This window comes from Arthrobacter sp. 05L417 (assembly GCF_056397865.1).
Genome location: NZ_JBFTOG010000026.1, coordinates 47,536 through 63,502 on the forward strand (window position 1 = coordinate 47,536; position 15,967 = coordinate 63,502).

A 15,967-nucleotide genomic window follows, 5' to 3' on the forward strand; every position below is an offset into this window, starting at 1 on the left:
GGAGTTGAGGATGAAAGCACGGAGCTGTTTTCTGTTGGTGGTGATTTTGGGGGCTGGCGTTGTTGCGGTCATGGCATGTCCTTGGGGGGCTAACTAGGCCGGGGTGTTTCAACTGGCTCGGTGGGCCTCTGCGATGAGGTCTTGGCGTCCATAGCGGTATAGGCGTCGGGAGATCGTGGACCAGGACCGTCCGAGGCGGGCGGAGATCTCCCACGGTGTGCTTCCGGTGCGGATGAGGAAGTCCACGTCCTCTACGACGGCGTCGGCTTTGCTCTGGCGTGCGAGGGATTTCTTGGGGATAGCCGTGGCGTCTTCGATGGTGTCGTCGTCCCAGTGGATGGGGCTCAGATAGCCGGCTTTGGCGGCGCGGATGGCGGTTCTGCTCGATGGGCCACGGTGGTCTGAGAGGCGGGTATAGGTATTGCGTACCGCGGCGGCTTGACCGGCCTGCACCCACGGGCCTTGGCTTCGGCCGAGTTCTTCGACGTTGACCCCAGATTCTTCGCTGATTCGCGACAGCGTCCATCCGATGGCCTGTAGCGCTTCCAACCGGCGGGTGGTTCCAGTTTTAGGGACGAAGTTGCGGCCCGATGCGGCGCTGAATATCAGTTCCGGTGTCACCTTGAGAATTAGTTGTTCGCAATGTCGTGAAACGCGTTCCTGCCGTCCAGAGTGAATCTGCTGCACGACCGCGAAAGCAACACCGGCGGCGCGGCCGATAGAGCGCAGGGAAGCCTGCTGTTCGTTTACCAGGGCGTTGATGTGTTCCTGGGCCCGGAAGGAGTCGGTCTCGCCCCTGATCCACGGCGCTGGGCTGTCGGCGGACATCAGTTGTCCTTTCGAAGGGTGTACCCCAAGGCGACTGCGAGCGCGTGGAGGAGTTGCTCGCTGGTGGGGAGGTGCATTTCGGGTTGGTGGCGGCGTTGTTCGATGAGGTTGTGTTCTTCGGTGCGGGTGCAGGTGCAGTCTGCGGTGATTTTGGCGGTGTCTATGAGGGCGCTTTCGAGGGGTTCTCCGTCGATGGTTGTGGGGTCGATGACCCATTGTTCTTGGTCTCTGATGAGGTAGAGCACGACGGCGTCCTCGATCAGGTGTCCGGTTTCGGGGGCTGTGTGTTCGATGAGGGGCATTGTTGGGTCTTTCTGTTCTCGGGCCCGCGGGAGGTGTGGTGAAGCGTCCAGTGCCCGGCGGTGGATGCGGTGGTCTTGGGTATCAGGAGACGTGTAGGGCTGCGAGCGCGGCTGCGGCGTTGACTGCGGAGCCAAATCCGGTGTCCCAGTTCTGACCGTCGGCAGGGAATGCGTAGAAGAGGGTCGGGAGGCTTTCCACGATTTGGCCGGCTTCCTCGCCATTGGCAAGTACGGTGCCGTCTTCTTCGACGGACCAGTCGACGCGGATGTTCTGCATGGTTGTGTGGGCGGTGGTGGTGCCGGTGATGCGGTCCATGGTCTTTGTCCTTCCGGGGCGGGGTGGTTAGGTTGCGTCGATGAATCGTTGGATGGTGCGTTCGATCGCGTAGTAGGCGGCGGCGGCGTTGGTTGCCTTGATGGCTTCCATTGCCGCGACGTCTTCCTTTGCGTGGCCGAGTAGGATGTTCAGTTCCTCGATGCTCAGCGTCTTTTCCATCTCTTCAATCCTCTAATTTGTTGATCTGACATAAACATATTAGGCGGACTCGAAAGCTCGTGTCAACACTGTTGCGATTTAGAAAACGTCGCGCCGAGTCCTCTGCTGTGTAGGCAGGAGCGCCGACGATTCTTCAATGCGCGCTCGCAGGGGCCGGGCTTACTTGGCCAACTAGCAGCCCGGACACAGGCAAGGAAGGGGGCCAGTATTTGGTCCGCGCTCCAGCAGCACCAGGTCCTTGAAGAGAGGGTGATTGGGTTACAAACAAATCGGACGCTGGGGGGTGACAGAACCGGCTAAGGTCGCTTGCGCCGGGTTGTTCCCTTTGGTTATGGCGGATAGGTGCCAGCGTGCCGCCAGAAGCGGTACCAGAAATCGGCTTCCGCGTCGGTGAGCAGCTCGTAAATCAGCTCGGCAGTGAACTTGCCCAGGTACGGGCGTTCCACTGTTTCCAGGGTTCCTAGGGAGTCGACGGCCGCGGCCACCAGCTCATCATTGTGGATGGACTCTTCGACCCATTCCCGGGCGCCGTCGGTGGTGAAGTCTTCCCGTGTGTGAGAGGAGGTGGCTACGGCTTCTCTGGCTGCCGCCATGCGCTCTTTGGGGTCTGTGCTGCGGGTCAGCATGTAGAGGCGTGTCTGGTATTCGTCAGATATCACGTGCACTATCGCGGGGCGGTTCTGACGTTCCGCGGTATGGGTGATCTGGTACCGGGCCGCGTGGTGCCGTTGGTGGAGTTCTTCACGGACTGCAGCCCGGCCCGGTCCGCCAGCAGCTCGTACCCCGAGCGTTTCCCCTAGAGCTCGTGGCACGAATCGGCCTGAGCCATGCAGAGTACGTTCCCAACAGCGTCCGTGAAGCGCGAGCGCGTCAACCGGTGGCGCCAGAGATCAACGGATTTTCTGATGAGGTCTCGCTATTGATTTCCTCAACACTGCATCCTTCCTGCTCTACAGGTTCGTAGCCCACCATCAGATGATCGATTTCGGAGGCCTGCACCACGACACTTGAGAAGTACTCCAGTGGGTGCAAGTTTTCGCCGTCCGCAGCCTGGTAGTGGATTCGTCCACTAAGTGTCAGGGCGCGCTCAGGGACTTCATCGCCGGTCTTGGTATACGAATAAAGGATTTCCTGGATCCAGGCCCCGCTCTTGAGCTGAATCCCCACATGAATCCGATCATCTGGTTGGCCGGCGCCGAAGGCTGCAAGCCAACCCGACTGCTCACGGTCAATGACGTCAGCGTCCAGCTTCCGCAGTTTCCGCCAGCGGGCCTGAAGCTTCCTTCGGAGGATGTCCGCATTTCGGCTGCCAAGGAACAGGCCCAAGAGTATGGCGCTGAGAAGATCGAGGAGGACTACCCCCAGGAACAGTTGTGAGTCCTCGCGGAACAGCTTCCCCGGGTCTAGGAAGAAATCACGCAGAGTTTCCGCCGCCGGCTCCCAAATGAATCCAAGCAGGTAATGGACAAGGAAGACCATCACTATCGAAGCCACGCTGGCAATCACAACAGATGCTGTTTCCCGGAAGGCAGACCGCTTCACCAAAGAACGGTGGCCCTCATAGCTCCAGACGAAAGCAACCCCCGGGAGCAGAAGGCAGATGTAGAGCAGCGCCGCTATCGGTGATGTGGGCAAGTCGTGTCCTCCGGTTCGAGGCTGGCAGCGATAATAGGGTTCAGGCATCAACCAAAAGGGAGACTAGCAGTGGCAGAGAACAAGTCCGGCGCACCCAAGGGCGGAAACTCGGATTCCTTCAACATCCGCAAGGGTGGCCAAACGCCGGCTCCCAACCGCATACAGCCTATGCAGATGAAGCCAGGAACAACCCCTTCGGCGCCCAAGAAGTAGTTTCGCCAGCGGATAGCTCCCAATCCTGACGATTCCCACGCTCCGGTGAGATCACTTGGGACTGGTCAACGATTCCCACGGCTCATAGAGCACGCGGCAGACGAAACCTGACGGAAATCGGTATCCCCGTTTTGAGGTACGCTCCTCAATATCTCAAGTCCGAAGCGCCGCTCTAAACTGCAAAGGGGCTAGTCGCCTCGTGGTTCACCTACTGAGCGGGGGCATTGTGTCGGCGTTGTGGAATCCAACCAGCGAGCAGGAAGTTATTGACGGCATCGCCTCAGGAATGTTGCGCGAGAGCCACTACATCGAGGTGAAGGAGACTGCACGCAATGAGCAGATTGCGCAAACCCTGGCCAGTCTCGCCATCGATGGTGGCCTGTTCATCATCGGTGTTGCCGAAGAAAGGGACGGTCGCGGCAACAAGCGTCTTGTGCCAAAGCCTTGCCAGTTGGAAGGACTGCTTGAGCGCGTTGACGGTATCGCCCGGAACCGTATCGAGCCACCGCTTCCGGTCCGCTCGACCGGGATACCCTCAGCCAACGATGAAACCATCGGGTACCTCGTGATTTCAGTAGCTGCTTCTCCGCTAGCTCCCCATATGACGGACGGAAAGTACTACGGGCGCGGTGATGCATCGAAACATTCGCTTTCGGACGCTGAGGTACTGCGACACCACGAGCGGCGGCAGCGTCAGGCAGACCTTGGCAAACAGCTACTGGACGAGGCGGAAGCAAATGATTTCCTATCTCCCCACGAACGGGAGAGCGGACACATCTACTTGGTGGCTGAGCCTCTAATGCCCGTGAATGAAGAACTGGTAGAGCAACTGCTCGAAGATGAAAGTGCTGTCAGGTCATTCATCACTTCTGGGGTCAACAAATGCAGAGTGAACCTTGTCGATTGGCACCCGAACCCTTCCTCGGCCTACAACTATCAGCACCGGGCGGGCGGAGTTGCCATGGTCAGCAATGAGGCAAGCGGACCCGGCAGAAGCACCAACACTGACTGGTTTAACGAAAGCGGGCTGCTGGAAATCCAACTCACCGAAGGTGGAGGGATTCGAATTCTCCTTGGCCGTGGAACTGTAACAGTCCCCAATACCGAGGAGCAGGCAGTTTTCGACGGATTGGCCGTCGCCTACGCCCAGCGACTCATCTACTGGGTCGGAAAACTCTCGGAAAAATACGGCTACAGATCAACCTGGACCGTCGGACTGCGCATGAACGGGATTCGAGGTCTGAGATCGTATGTCGGCGTTGATGACTGGAGGTACCACCGGCCGTCAAGTTCAATGGACCAGGATAGCTATTCCAGCACTCGCACAGTGGCAACAGACACCGTCATTGAAGACCCGGAAGCCGTGGTCAAATCGCTGGTCGGCCGACTCCTGAGAGTCCTGGGCAGCGCATCCGCCTATCAGTAACCCTTGAAGAAACGGACGGGCTGCCATCCCACCAAAACTCCCACACGAAACACCCGGGTGGGGCGTGGCCCGCAGCCCGCCTTGGCCGGGGCAGGCTAGGAAACAAACATCTTCGGGCGAAAAAAGAACAGTCTGCTTCACCCCCTGATATTCCTCATGCCGCGCTCAGGGATCCGAAGCTTGTGACCGGAGTAGGTCGATTGCTGAGGTGCGTAGCTGATGCTGTCGGGGGCTGGCTGCTTGCCAGCCCCCGACAGGGCCGGCTACGCCTTCAGGAGGTCAAATGCGCGAGACTTGAGATTGACGACCGGGGTGCTGAGTGAACGCATCGCCCGTGCGGTATCCAGGTTTCCGGTCCACTTGTTCCGCTGTGCCGGGGCGAAGTGGTCAATGTACTCCGTTACCGCCTGGTATCCGGCCCAGCGGGTTCCACGGATTGTCGCGTTGGTGTTTGCGTCCGTGAAGAGGCGCTCCAGTTCGTTGATCTGTTCCGTGTGGCGGCGCTGGGTGGAGGCCGGGGCATCGGTAGCGGGGGCCGGGAAGAGGCGGTTCATCACGCCCATGAAGGCTGCGTCCGTCAGGGTCTGCTGGATCATCTGTTCGGCTTCCAGTTCGAAGGCCTCCTGGTACTTGAAGGTCAGTCCCAGTGCCTGCCGGGCCTGAGTGATAGCGGCTGAAGCGCCGCGGGTGTGGCGCACCGAGAACGTTGAACGGGCCGAGCGGAGGGCAGCTGCCTGTGTGTTCGCGCAAACGATCCGCACCGGTGTAGCGAGGAAGCGGAAGGCTGAGCTGCCGTCGTGGCTGTTCAGGGCTGCAAGGTAAAGGTCAACGGTGTCGACGCCGCCGATGTTCATGTGCTGTGGCATCTTCATGGTGACGAACACTTCCCGCCCGCCTTTGAGAGAGCCGGCCGTTTCGAAGTGTGCTCCGGATTCGTCAACCAGGGCGTTGAGCAGATCCGTGTGCTCCTCATTCTGGATGGGCTGGTATTTCCTGCCGACGACGCCAAGGACATCCGGTGTTCCGGTGACCGGGTTGGTCCGCACTGTGGCGAACTGGTCCGGGACATCCAAAGTCGTTACCCCTTCATTCGAGATCATCGACTGGGTGCGCAGCGCGACCTTGCGGACATCCCAGTCGGTGAGCAGCGCCAGTTCCAGCGCTTGCTGCGCCGTCATGGCGTCCTTAGTGACAGTTCCGAGGCGGTGCCATGCATCCTGACGGGCAGAGACGAAAGCGGCGGCGCCGTTCTGGAAGGTTTCGATGTTGTGAGCCATGGGTTACTCCCTGAGTAATTTGTTGATCTGACATAAACATATTAAGCAGGAGTGGCGAAGTCTGTCAACACTGTTGCGATACGGAGTTTTGGAACGTCTGATTTGGGCAAAACATGGGGGCGCTCGCCGTCGGACGCGATCCATAACGGTCTGTCTTGTTCGCTCCAGGACTTCGTCTGCCGGAGTCACACGGACGGGCACTGCCATCCTGAAGCAGCTGGTCTCACCCGAAGCCCGGTTGGCGATCGTGTAAACAAAATCGGCTGTAACCGCACTTACCAAGGGCATACAGGGGCGGCTGCGAAGCCAATGGGAGACATGGCTGGAAAGAGCAAGTAGGGTCTGGTCATGCAGAAAACTGGAGCACTCGTTCTCATGGACGTCGACGGCGTGCTCAATCCACGCAGGAAATGGGACGTTCTTGAACAACAGCACACAGTTTGGCTGACCAACGAGCGCAAAGTCTTGCTAGGGGAAATTGCTGCATTGGGAACTGTTGTTTGGGCTACTAGTGCCGCGTGTTTAAAGTCGTCTTATGTTTGGCTTTCGCGAGGATTTCCTCGGGAGATTTGGTCCAGGTGAAGGGGTGGGAGCGTTTGTTCCACCCGGTGATGAACTGCCGGATCTTGCGAATCAGGTCCGTGACCGAGGTGAACGTTCCGCGGTGGATGGCCTGGCGTTCGATGATCCCGAACCAGATTTCCACCATGTTCAGCCAAGACCCGGACGTCGGGGTGAAGTGGACGTGGATGCGCGGGTTCTCCGCCAGCCAGTCTCGCACCGGCGCCTTCTTGTGGGTGGCGTAGTTGTCCATCACCAGATGCAGCTCGACGCCGGGGTAGGTACGGGCAACGTGTTTGAGGAAGGACAGGAATTCCTTGTGGGTGTGGGCCGGTTTGCACTGGCCGGTGAGGTTTCCGGTGGCGATGTCGAGTGCGGCGAACAAGGTCGTGGTGCCGTGGCGGACGTAGTCATGCGTGCGTTTTTCCGGGACGCCGAGCTGCATCGGCAGCAACGGCGCCGTCCGGTCCAGAGCCTGGATCTGGGATTTTTCATCGATGCACAGAACCACAGCGTTCTCCGGCGGGGCCAGGTAGAGCCCGACCACATCGACGACTTTCGCTTCCAGTTCCGGGTCCGTGGAGAACTTGAACGTCTCGGATTTCCACGGTTTGACCCCGTATTCCCGCCAGGTCTTGGCCACCGTGGAAAAGTCCGTCTTCAAATGCTTCGCCAGCAGCCGCGAGGACCAATGTGTGATCCCCAGCGACGCTGGCGGCGGCGCCAATGTCGTGGCAATGATTTTCGTCCGGTCGATTTCCCGCGGCCTGCCCGGCCGCTGCTCATCCTCCAGCCCGGCCATGCCCCGCTCCTGATACCGACCACGCCAGGAAAGGACCGTGGGCAGCGAAACCCCCGCTGCTGCCGCTATCCGCGTGTTCGGAACCCCCTCGGACGCCATCAGAATGATCCGCGCCCGCTGGACCAAACCGGCCCGCATCGACGTCGAACGAGACCAGGCAGAAAGAACCTCTAAATCGCCATCACGAATCACCAAAGCAGGAGCTGGAGGATGAGCCATGCCTGATTCTCCCAAATACCAACTCTCAAATCACTTCAGACACGCGACACTAGTTGCAGCTTGTCAGTAACTGATCAACTCGATCGGCAGGCGGGAATTGCTGGGATGACTTCTAGAATCCCGCTGACTTTGGCGAACGTTAAGGACGTGATTGCCGATACCCCCAAGCTGAAAAAGGTATCGCGCTGGGTTGATCGAGCTGTTGCAGAATCAGGCGACAAGTGCGCAGGAGTCGTGTGGATCGACGATGTCCATGGTCGCGATGCCATTGAGTGGGTGGCAGCGTGTAATTTCCCGGTTTTGCTGGTTACCGTGCAGGCTCAAAGGGGGCTGACAGCGAAGGACGTTGATCGGGTTCGATCCTGGGCCGGGGAACTGATCAAATAACCTTTCAACGTAACCGCAGTATCTTGGGTCGAGATCAGAAAGCGCATGCCGTGGTTCGTTGGTTGGGTGGGTCCTTTACCAGGCTGTCACTGCAACAGGCCGCGAAGGCGCCGGGTACGAGCCGGAATGATGGTAGCGATCTAAAGCAACTCTGGATAGTACAGGTGCCCGGGACTTAATGATGAGCAATGGGCCGGGACCAGCAGGTAAGTTGGCGGAGGCTAGAAGCCTAGTAACACCGGTTGCGACAACTGCCGTTCGCAGTTCTGTGGTCTGGGGTAAGGATGTTACATAGCTCAGGTCTTGTTCGGCAATAATTGGAATGCCGTCGCCGGCTTGACGGTCTTCCCGAACATGATGGTCTGCCGAGTTGACGGCAGTTTCTATGAGATCTGCGATCAGACTGGGGTCATTTGATTCGTGAGCGTACTGGAAAGCACGATCTCGAATCCAAGAGTGGATCGATTCGAAGGCAAGCCGGCCTGACGTTTGAGGGAATTGGGTTCTGAGGGAGTCAGCGTAGATGTACGCCGAAACGGCAAGTTCGGTCACCTCACCCAAGTCCCTTCCTGTTCCTGCGGTTGTCATGAGCAACCAGGCTCGGCGTGAAGACCATCTCGCAAGTTCGAGGTATGCATCCGTGGAACGGTAGCGGACTGATGCCTCACTAAACGCCTTCGTTGAGCGGTCGTGGTGGCCCGCTTTGTGAAGGCCGCTGCTGAGCCAGGCCCACGAGAGCGCCTCGTTCTTCACGTTGCCCAAGCGGTCGTAGATATCGATGCAAGCCTTGAAGTTCCGTTCCATTTCAGCCCATTTCTGCAGATCGATCTGAGCGCAGGCCAGATTATGGTGGACCGTCGCGAGAAGATCCGGTGAGCCGTCCTGTTCTGCGTATTCCTTAGCCATCAGGTGACAACCCTCGGCTTTCGTTGGTTCATCGATGAATTTGAAATGATTGCCAAGGGCCCCTAGAACTCCGGCCTTGACGCGCAAAGTTCCGTGTGCCTGGGCAACGCGAAGTGCATCCTGATACTGCTTGAGCGCTTCGGCGTCGTTACCGTCAGCATGCCAACTCGACGCGATACTCGTGTGTGCGTCTGCAAGGCGCTCGAACGCCGACATGGCCCTGAAGCCTTTAATCGCCCGTTCGTACCAGTCGCGTGCGAGCACCCCCTGCCCGGAATCGTAGAAGTTCTGTCCGATACGGATGGCGCATTCGGCGGCGTCGCCTGGGCTGTCTCCTTGCGTGTATAGGGCGTAGGAGGACTCCAATTCTCGATGAGCCCGGGCGAAACTGGAACGCCTTCTGAAATGATCAGACAGGTGGACGTGTGAATGAGCTTCCTCTACGTCCTCCCCAAGGTCCTTATGGAGTTTGATGGCCCGGCGCAGATGAGTCTCTGCTCTTTCGTACCGTCCATCGTGGCTGAGTAGCTGTCCTAGCGTGGCATGTGCGATACCGCTATCTCTTGCGGCGGCGATTGATTCGTAGTGGGCCGTTGCCGCAACTGCCCACTCGATGGCAACGCCGACCGAACTAGGATCGACGCCTCTGCTGAGGCAAGAAACAGTGGCCTGGGCACCTGCCAGCTTTGCAATGGCTAGCTGGCTCACGGGGGCTTCCGGTCCGTACATCGAGATCGCCATGGAGGCTTCTTGAAGGCTTTTTTCAATGTGGGTAGGAGAGCCGATCTTACGGAGGGTCCTGCTGAGATACAGGTGGCAGTCAGCACAGGCCTCGATATCGAAGGCTAGCTCGTAGAAGTCGAGTGCTGCCTCGAAGGAATCGTGTGCGTCCTGCCACGCGCCACTCAAATACAGTTTGTGGCCCGCGTCGTAGGTGGCTCTGCCGGCATTCGCCCAGTCTCGATTGGAAGCGAAGAGGTCCGCCGCCAATAACAGGTGTTCCTCGGCGGTGGATTCGTCGAGTCTGGCCAAAGCCTGGTGAGTTACTGCCGCGCCAATCACATTGGAGGTGGAATTGTAAAGAGCAACAGCTTTTTGGTATGCCGCTAACGCATCGTCGATCATCCCAGACTGTTCGTACCCCTGCGCTGCACTGTAGGCGCAGATAGAAGCCCACGGCCAGTCGCCCAGAGATTCAAAGAGCTGCAGCGCCTGAGTGTACTCCCTCGCGCTCTCCTCTATGCGGCTGGCGTCCCTGAAGCTTTTGGCACGGTCAGCGGTCTGTTGTGCGGCTCTCCGGATCTTGTGCTGTTTGAACACCGTTTGTCTCCCATCGGCATAAGTCGACCCCGGCGGCCGGTGTAAGGGATGAGACCGAAGACCTCTCCCCGGAATCACCTGGACCACGAGGTTGCTCAACAGCTGTCGTCGTGACTTATTTCGTACCTGGTAAGCAACCTCGAATGCAGACTTTGAGTCAAATGTCCGTTGTCGTGGTCGCGGCAGGTCGAGACGCGGAGATCAACGCGGTGAGTTCGTGTCAGGCTCGTCTGGCGGACGGTTTCGAGTCGCTGTCCGCTCCGACACCAGCGACAATGCGTCGGCAAGGAACCGGGCCCCGACCATGAGGTCGTCGCCGTTGAGATAACCACGGAAAGGATCATCCCCGCCGGATACGGGGTCGGAAGCAGGGTTCGGTGGAGGGAGGCCTTGCTTTGTTCAGACGCAGCTGAGCATCCAGCTCCTCGTCGAAGAATCGCAGCTGTGGGGGCCTTCAAAATCACTCATCTTCCCGTTCAAGATCCTGCAACGGCCCCGACCGCCTGCAACTCTTCCTCGGTCAGGGGCGCCTGTTCGGGTGCAACGTGGGTGGTCAAGGAAGCCCAGATCAGCGGCGTGTCTTCGATCTTCCCGTCGGACATCCAAGCATGGAGTTTTTCGAGCTGCCATGCGCGAATGGCCTTGACGGGGTCTTGTGTTGCGTGAGCGCGGTCAACGACAAGGACGAGGTCTGTTGTTGCGGTCGCTTTTAGGCCGTGGACTTTTTCCAGGGCGTAGTCCGTGGCCAGGGTCCATCGGGTGGTGGTGACGATTTCGGCGCCGGCGTTCAGCATGGCCATGATCATTCCAAAAGTTTCCAAAGCGCGGTGGTCGGCCCCGCTTTCGCAGGCGATCAGTGCAACGCGCGGGGGCATGGGCCAGATCTCGTGTCCGAAGGCCTGCCCCGGGTGGGGGTAGATGGAGACCTCGGGATGGTAGTGGACGTCTGCGTTCGAGGTTCCCTGCAGCAGGTCCAGGGCCGTGAATGCGCGATGCCCCTCGTCGTCCTGGGCTGATCCGAACATGGCGGGGCCGTCAGTAAGGTGGATGGCGGCGGACCCGGGTTCATTGGGTTGGGAGTCTGCATGGCCGTAGTAAAGCAGCCGCCCGGGCTTTTCGTTCATGTTCAGACCGAAAACGCGTGCTAGCGGGTGCGGTTCCCCGCGTAGAAGCTGTCCGAACGCAGTACGGTCGATCGGTGTATGGGCGGGGACGTTCACTGAGTTGTTGTTGAGTGCAATGGCTCCGTCAGCCTGGATGACATAGCGGTCAATATTGATGTTTGCGCTGTGGGGTGGTTCGAGCAGATACAGTGTCGCCCGTTCTTGAGCCGTTTCCCAGGGTTCAGGATTCTTGCCGCGGTTGGAATTGACCACCGCCGGGGCGTCGAGCCGGATCGTCACCAGTTCCAGAAGCCGCTGGCCACTGGGCAGTGGAAGTATCTCCCATGGCACCCTCGCTAGTGCGGGGCTGGGCAGGATGCGCAAGATGACCTCGGTACCGTCGGCTGTGCGGGCTACGATTTCCTTGGCCAGGCCGTCCGGAAGGACAAGAGATGCGAGTTCGGTTGACCAGGCTTGCTCAAGTTCCTTGGAAGAGAACGATCCTTCGGTCAGGGCTCTTCGGACCGGCGCTTCTTCGTCTCCTACCTCGTCTGCCAGCGGGTCGAGCAGTGCCTGGGCGACGAGGTCGCCGGCGCGCTCTATGGTTTCCCGTGGCAAGACGGCGATGCGGGGATTGTCGGGGTCATCCATCCACCGCCAGTACATGTAGGTGCTTCCGCTGTCCGTCATCCGGAACAGGACCTCGACTGGTGGTTTGGGGGCTGTCATCGGTTGCTGCCCGAGGGGCGGACTAGCTGTCCGGTGAGGGCAAGTTCGGCGAGGGTAGGTGTCACGGATGTGTCTTCTACGGGTTCGAGCCCTGTCGATGTGTACTGGTACTCGATCGACTCGGCCTGGAGTTGGTCGGCGATGGCAGGTGAGGAAGCCAGGATGTGGTGACGGTGGGAATCTGAGAACATCGCCCACCCTTGGAGAATCTCGCTGATGTCCCTGTAGTGGTACTGGGCTTGGGAAATCTCAGCGGAGACGCGCGACCATGCCTGGACGACGAGGCCCGCCGCCTCGGGTGCGCCGTTGGCGAGACGCTCGACCGCGTGAGCGCGCGCGGCTGACCTGCGAATACGATCGATTTTGCGGTTTCTGGGGTCTGTTTCGACAGGCTCGGCAACCATCGGGTGTCTGACGTCGATGATGTCATGGAATTGGAAAGGGCGTGCCAGAGGTGCCGTGCCGGTGAACCGGGTGCCGTCATCACTGATGGACATGTGGGCAAAGGCCAGGACTTCTCCCGTGACAGGGTCGGTGATAATGCCCTCGTAATAGGGCTGGGCCTCTACCGCGTCGTTGATCAGCGCTTCCTGGGCCGGAATAGTGATGGTGACCAGATCGTCCCGACCATCGACGTATTCAGCCTTGATGACGTCTTCGCCCGTGGAGGCCATGCCCATTCCTGTGAGTCGCCAATCGGCCGTGTCGTGGAGTGCGTTGGGGAGGCCTGATGGATCGACTCCAACAGTTGTCGCTGAGAGGGCGCCGGCAGTGGACATCCTGGAGTCGATAAGCGTTGAGAGGTCCGCTTCCCAGTCGACGTGCGCCCAGGTGGAGGCGGGGAGCGCCCGGCCCGCCGACCGGAGAGCTGCCTCAACGGTGTGGGACGCGGCGGGGGCGAGAGTCCCGTGTTCCTTGAGGCCGTTCAGCACGGCGAGGGCGGGTGTTGCTCCTGGCAATGTCTCACGAGCGATGCTCGCCCCCAGCGAGCCGGCCTTGGAAGCGGCCGCGAGGCGGTCCACTGCGATGAGAGTTGGATCAAGGGGGAACATGTTCCATCGTTCATCCCATGACAACACCGCCAGGGAGAGCACACCCTCCATGATCGGTGTCACAAGGAACGGCACGCTTTGTTCCCCGACCGGACCTTCGATCGCTGAGAGGACGTCGTTGACAGTTGCCGAACCGAGCAGATCGCGGAGCGCGGTTTCTGCATCGAAATCCAGATCGACCACGCGAATCTCTACTGGGAAGTCTTTCTTCGAAGGGTCTACTTCGACCGTGATCAACGGACCGGCGGATATCGAGACGGTCGGGACAGGTCCGCGATGCGCCCCGAGCAGACGGACGCCCGAGCCTTCACGGAGGATCCGCAGCGTTTTGGGTGCTGTGTCGGCCATATACTTCAGCTCCTGGTTTGAATCGGTCACAGTTCAGAGTCCGTTGCGGGCAGGGCGTCAAAGAGCACGCAGATGCCCAACATGAAAGCTTCGCTTTCCAGCTGTTCCCGCTGCGGGAGGGCGGAATCATTGAGATCCATGTATACCTTCAGCTCGGCTTCAAGAGAAGGCTCGAGTGGGCGCTCGCTTCGGGCAGCGTATGAAGTATATGAAATGAAGGAACGCAACCGCATCGCCGCCCCACGAAGACGCCTGCCGGCAAGGCCACTATCGAAAATCCTTTGGCTCGCCTGGCTACGGGGCTGGAATTTTTCATCGTTTCTGCAGGCCGACAGTTCGAGGAGGCGCCGGCCGACGGGGGCCGAGTGGATCGCTTCAAGCCACCCGGGGAGTTCGTGGTCCTTTTTGCTGCCCAGAGGTGCAACGCTGACAACGTGGCTGTCCACGGTTACGCCTCTGCTTGGATCCGAAGTGGACATAATGTCAACGTCGTCGCTAGCCACCGTGTCTACGGACTTCCATTCCAAAGCGTCCAACTGCAGACGGCGAAGGCCGTCCTGAACCACATCGGCCTCGGGCAATCCCATCATCGACCGACCACTTGCCAGTCGTGCCTGGACGAAGATCCCGCGGGTCAGTTCTTCACTTTCCGTGCGAACATCTGCCAAATGCGTGTTGATGGATCTCCCCGCCGATTTCACGATGAACTTGTTGACATCCATAACAGTGCGACGTGTGAACGGTGATCCTGTGTTGCCGGTCTCAGTATTGACCAGATGATTGCGGAACGCGAGGAGGCACTTCAAGGCCGTATCGGTGCGAAGCTTCTCGAACTGCTCGCCAGCGAACTGCGAATTCAAACGTGCCACGGCCTCCGCGCCGCTAATGAGCCCGTCCTTGCTTTCGTCTCTTGGATACCGGCCTCCACGATTGCTTACCTGTTCAGTTTCAAGCCAGCGTGCGACCACGGAGCCAAAGGGTTCCCAGCCAGCGGTCGGCCACGACGCGATCTTGCCGACCTCGATCAACGGGAATGCATTCTCGACCAGAGCCGCCGCATCAGGTGTGCCACGTTGTCCCATCACAGCACCTACGAGCCCCGAGGGCCACGCAGTATCAAGCGCTCCACCTTTTTTCGTGGCGTAGCCGGCTGCGGCCCGGAGAAGGCCTCCACCATCAATGTCCACGCCATCTCCGGAATCATGGCCAACATCATAAAAATGCTTCCAGATGGCCCCCACCACTTGACCGGGAGGTGCGGGAAGGGCTCCGCCACGTCCGCCGGGGTGAAGCTCCTCTTCGACCCTGGCAACGACCCGGCTGACTACCGGGTAAGTTGTCGCAGAATTCGCCAGATACACGGCCGTGATCATATCCGTGCGGCGTTCACCCGTCGTGAGCCCAAAAGGAAAATGGATACGGGCCGCAACATGGATAGACAACGCGTCGAGTTCGGAAGCCGAACGCTCAACTTGCGGATAGTGGGATGCCAACTCATCAGGATCCTCCCACACCAAGAGATTATGGACTCTTGATCCGTCCTTAAACGGCAGCTCGAATGACGTCAAATCCACCCCAGCTGCGCCGAAGCGCATTGCATCCTCTTGTCCGGCACGGGCTGCGACTAGCTCGCCCTGAAGGTCGGTACCGGCAGCTTCTATCTGGTCTTCAATATCCTTCGACAAGCCTCCGGGAGTTCGTTCGCGCCCGCCCTCGCCACCTAGGACGGAGGCCGTGGTCATGACCGTGTTACACAATTCTTCAATGAGGTCGGGGATTCTCCCGTCCAAGCGTTGGGCGGCGGAGCGGTGACGGTCCCGTTCACGGGTCACCCTCTTAACCGCCAGCTTGATGTCGTCATCGCTGAAACCGAGCGAACCATCGTGTGCCCGTGTTTTCAGCTGTTCAACGAAAGCTCTGAACGGAGGCATGATGACCTCCAGCCGCAACTTGGCCGACTCTTTATGGAACGCCCGCGTCACCAGAGGGGGGGTGATCCCCGAGGCAATATCCGGGTCGAGCTCCTCGTCGAGGCCGCGCCGGGCATTGTTCCCGAATTTCTGATGACAAAGGAGGGCCAGATCTTTGGCGAGGATGGCGGCGAGCTCATCGGGAGAATGGTCGTCCATGCCCTCCAGCAAGTTGTCATGGTCCCTGAAGAACTCTCGGGCGATCTCAAAGTATGTAGCCATGCTGCCTCCCCATATGCCCCGCAAAGCAAAGGCATTCAACCCCACAATCCACACGATACTGGCACCGGATCCATCGCGAGACAAGGGCTGCCGGTTCTTAGACCGTTTGTGTCATAACCTCAGGTGTGGCGCCGATGACACGGAGAGTGGTTATGTGGTGGACTGGGCCAG

15 protein-coding genes are annotated in these 15,967 nt (G+C 59.3%); 3 read left to right on the forward strand and 12 right to left on the reverse strand.

Translation table 11 applies throughout. The features are described 5' to 3' along the window. Window positions 1-108: 108 nt before the first annotated feature. From AC1DJW_RS17575 to AC1DJW_RS17600, 6 genes are all read right to left on the reverse strand, one after another. Complete coding sequence (locus AC1DJW_RS17575; RefSeq protein ID WP_476902028.1) at window positions 109-828, reverse strand: hypothetical protein; 720 nt, start codon at window positions 826-828, stop codon at window positions 109-111. Continuing rightward, window positions 828-1,130, reverse strand: a complete 303-nt coding sequence (locus AC1DJW_RS17580) for a hypothetical protein (RefSeq protein WP_476902029.1) — start codon at window positions 1,128-1,130, stop codon at window positions 828-830. The genes AC1DJW_RS17575 and AC1DJW_RS17580 overlap by 1 nt, the downstream gene beginning before the upstream one ends. Before the next feature lie 82 nt (window positions 1,131-1,212). Beyond that, the gene (locus AC1DJW_RS17585; RefSeq protein ID WP_476902030.1) at window positions 1,213-1,446 is read right to left on the reverse strand and encodes a hypothetical protein; all 234 of its coding nucleotides are present in this window, start codon (window positions 1,444-1,446) and stop codon (window positions 1,213-1,215) included. A 27-nt stretch (window positions 1,447-1,473) separates the two neighbouring features. Next, window positions 1,474-1,626, reverse strand: a complete 153-nt coding sequence (locus AC1DJW_RS17590) for a hypothetical protein (RefSeq protein ID WP_476902031.1) — start codon at window positions 1,624-1,626, stop codon at window positions 1,474-1,476. A gap of 329 nt (window positions 1,627-1,955) precedes the next feature. Further along, window positions 1,956-2,285, reverse strand: a complete 330-nt coding sequence (locus tag AC1DJW_RS17595) for a hypothetical protein (protein ID WP_476902032.1) — start codon at window positions 2,283-2,285, stop codon at window positions 1,956-1,958. 211 nt (window positions 2,286-2,496) lie between these two features. After that, window positions 2,497-3,309 (reverse strand): DUF6338 family protein, encoded by an 813-nt coding sequence (locus tag AC1DJW_RS17600; RefSeq protein WP_476902049.1) that lies wholly within the window; start codon window positions 3,307-3,309, stop codon window positions 2,497-2,499. Window positions 3,310-3,330: 21 nt separating this feature from the next. Here AC1DJW_RS17600 and AC1DJW_RS17605 point away from each other — a divergent pair, with 21 nt between their 5' ends. Together AC1DJW_RS17605 and AC1DJW_RS17610 are read left to right on the forward strand one after the other, a co-directional pair. After that, window positions 3,331-3,474, forward strand: coding sequence for a hypothetical protein (locus tag AC1DJW_RS17605; RefSeq protein WP_476902033.1), 144 nt, complete (start codon window positions 3,331-3,333; stop codon window positions 3,472-3,474). 199 nt (window positions 3,475-3,673) lie between these two features. Continuing rightward, on the forward strand, window positions 3,674-4,900 hold the full coding sequence (locus AC1DJW_RS17610; RefSeq protein WP_476902034.1) for an AlbA family DNA-binding domain-containing protein: 1,227 nt from the start codon (window positions 3,674-3,676) through the stop codon (window positions 4,898-4,900). A gap of 263 nt (window positions 4,901-5,163) precedes the next feature. Here AC1DJW_RS17610 and AC1DJW_RS17615 read toward each other — a convergent pair whose 3' ends face one another. Then, the gene (locus AC1DJW_RS17615) at window positions 5,164-6,177 is read right to left on the reverse strand and encodes a DUF932 domain-containing protein (RefSeq protein ID WP_476902035.1); all 1,014 of its coding nucleotides are present in this window, start codon (window positions 6,175-6,177) and stop codon (window positions 5,164-5,166) included. 508 nt (window positions 6,178-6,685) lie between these two features. Next, entirely contained in the window at window positions 6,686-7,759 is a 1,074-nt protein-coding gene (locus AC1DJW_RS17620) for an IS630 family transposase (RefSeq protein ID WP_476902036.1), read from the reverse strand. A gap of 60 nt (window positions 7,760-7,819) precedes the next feature. Here AC1DJW_RS17620 and AC1DJW_RS17625 point away from each other — a divergent pair, with 60 nt between their 5' ends. Next, window positions 7,820-8,146: a hypothetical protein gene (locus tag AC1DJW_RS17625; protein ID WP_476902037.1), complete on the forward strand. Its 327-nt coding sequence runs from the start codon at window positions 7,820-7,822 to the stop codon at window positions 8,144-8,146. 75 nt (window positions 8,147-8,221) lie between these two features. Here the strand turns inward: AC1DJW_RS17625 and AC1DJW_RS17630 are convergent, their stop codons facing one another. The 4 genes from AC1DJW_RS17630 to AC1DJW_RS17645 all read right to left on the reverse strand — a co-directional run bounded on the left by AC1DJW_RS17630 (window position 8,222) and on the right by AC1DJW_RS17645 (window position 15,796). Then, window positions 8,222-10,372, reverse strand: a complete 2,151-nt coding sequence (locus AC1DJW_RS17630) for a tetratricopeptide repeat protein (protein ID WP_476902038.1) — start codon at window positions 10,370-10,372, stop codon at window positions 8,222-8,224. Window positions 10,373-10,848: 476 nt separating this feature from the next. Continuing rightward, window positions 10,849-12,204: a hypothetical protein gene (locus AC1DJW_RS17635; RefSeq protein WP_476902039.1), complete on the reverse strand. Its 1,356-nt coding sequence runs from the start codon at window positions 12,202-12,204 to the stop codon at window positions 10,849-10,851. Next, window positions 12,201-13,604, reverse strand: a complete 1,404-nt coding sequence (locus tag AC1DJW_RS17640) for a hypothetical protein (protein WP_476902040.1) — start codon at window positions 13,602-13,604, stop codon at window positions 12,201-12,203. Before AC1DJW_RS17640 ends, AC1DJW_RS17635 begins: the two co-directional genes overlap by 4 nt. A gap of 26 nt (window positions 13,605-13,630) precedes the next feature. Next, complete coding sequence (locus tag AC1DJW_RS17645) at window positions 13,631-15,796, reverse strand: hypothetical protein (RefSeq protein ID WP_476902041.1); 2,166 nt, start codon at window positions 15,794-15,796, stop codon at window positions 13,631-13,633. Window positions 15,797-15,967: the final 171 nt, after the last annotated feature.

Bases quoted from the DNA above. Each gene is read 5' to 3' on its own strand.
- AC1DJW_RS17575 (WP_476902028.1), bottom strand. From the start codon at position 828: ATGTCCGCCGACAGCCCAGCGCCGTGGATCAGGGGCGAGACCGACTCC.
- AC1DJW_RS17580 (WP_476902029.1), bottom strand. From the start codon at position 1,130: ATGCCCCTCATCGAACACACAGCCCCCGAAACCGGACACCTGATCGAG.
- AC1DJW_RS17585 (WP_476902030.1), bottom strand. From the start codon at position 1,446: ATGGACCGCATCACCGGCACCACCACCGCCCACACAACCATGCAGAAC.
- AC1DJW_RS17590 (WP_476902031.1), bottom strand. From the start codon at position 1,626: ATGGAAAAGACGCTGAGCATCGAGGAACTGAACATCCTACTCGGCCAC.
- AC1DJW_RS17600 (WP_476902049.1), bottom strand. From the start codon at position 3,309: ATGCCTGAACCCTATTATCGCTGCCAGCCTCGAACCGGAGGACACGAC.
- AC1DJW_RS17615 (WP_476902035.1), bottom strand. From the start codon at position 6,177: ATGGCTCACAACATCGAAACCTTCCAGAACGGCGCCGCCGCTTTCGTC.
- AC1DJW_RS17620 (WP_476902036.1), bottom strand. From the start codon at position 7,759: ATGGCTCATCCTCCAGCTCCTGCTTTGGTGATTCGTGATGGCGATTTA.
- AC1DJW_RS17635 (WP_476902039.1), bottom strand. From the start codon at position 12,204: ATGACAGCCCCCAAACCACCAGTCGAGGTCCTGTTCCGGATGACGGAC.
- AC1DJW_RS17640 (WP_476902040.1), bottom strand. From the start codon at position 13,604: ATGGCCGACACAGCACCCAAAACGCTGCGGATCCTCCGTGAAGGCTCG.
- AC1DJW_RS17645 (WP_476902041.1), bottom strand. From the start codon at position 15,796: ATGGCTACATACTTTGAGATCGCCCGAGAGTTCTTCAGGGACCATGAC.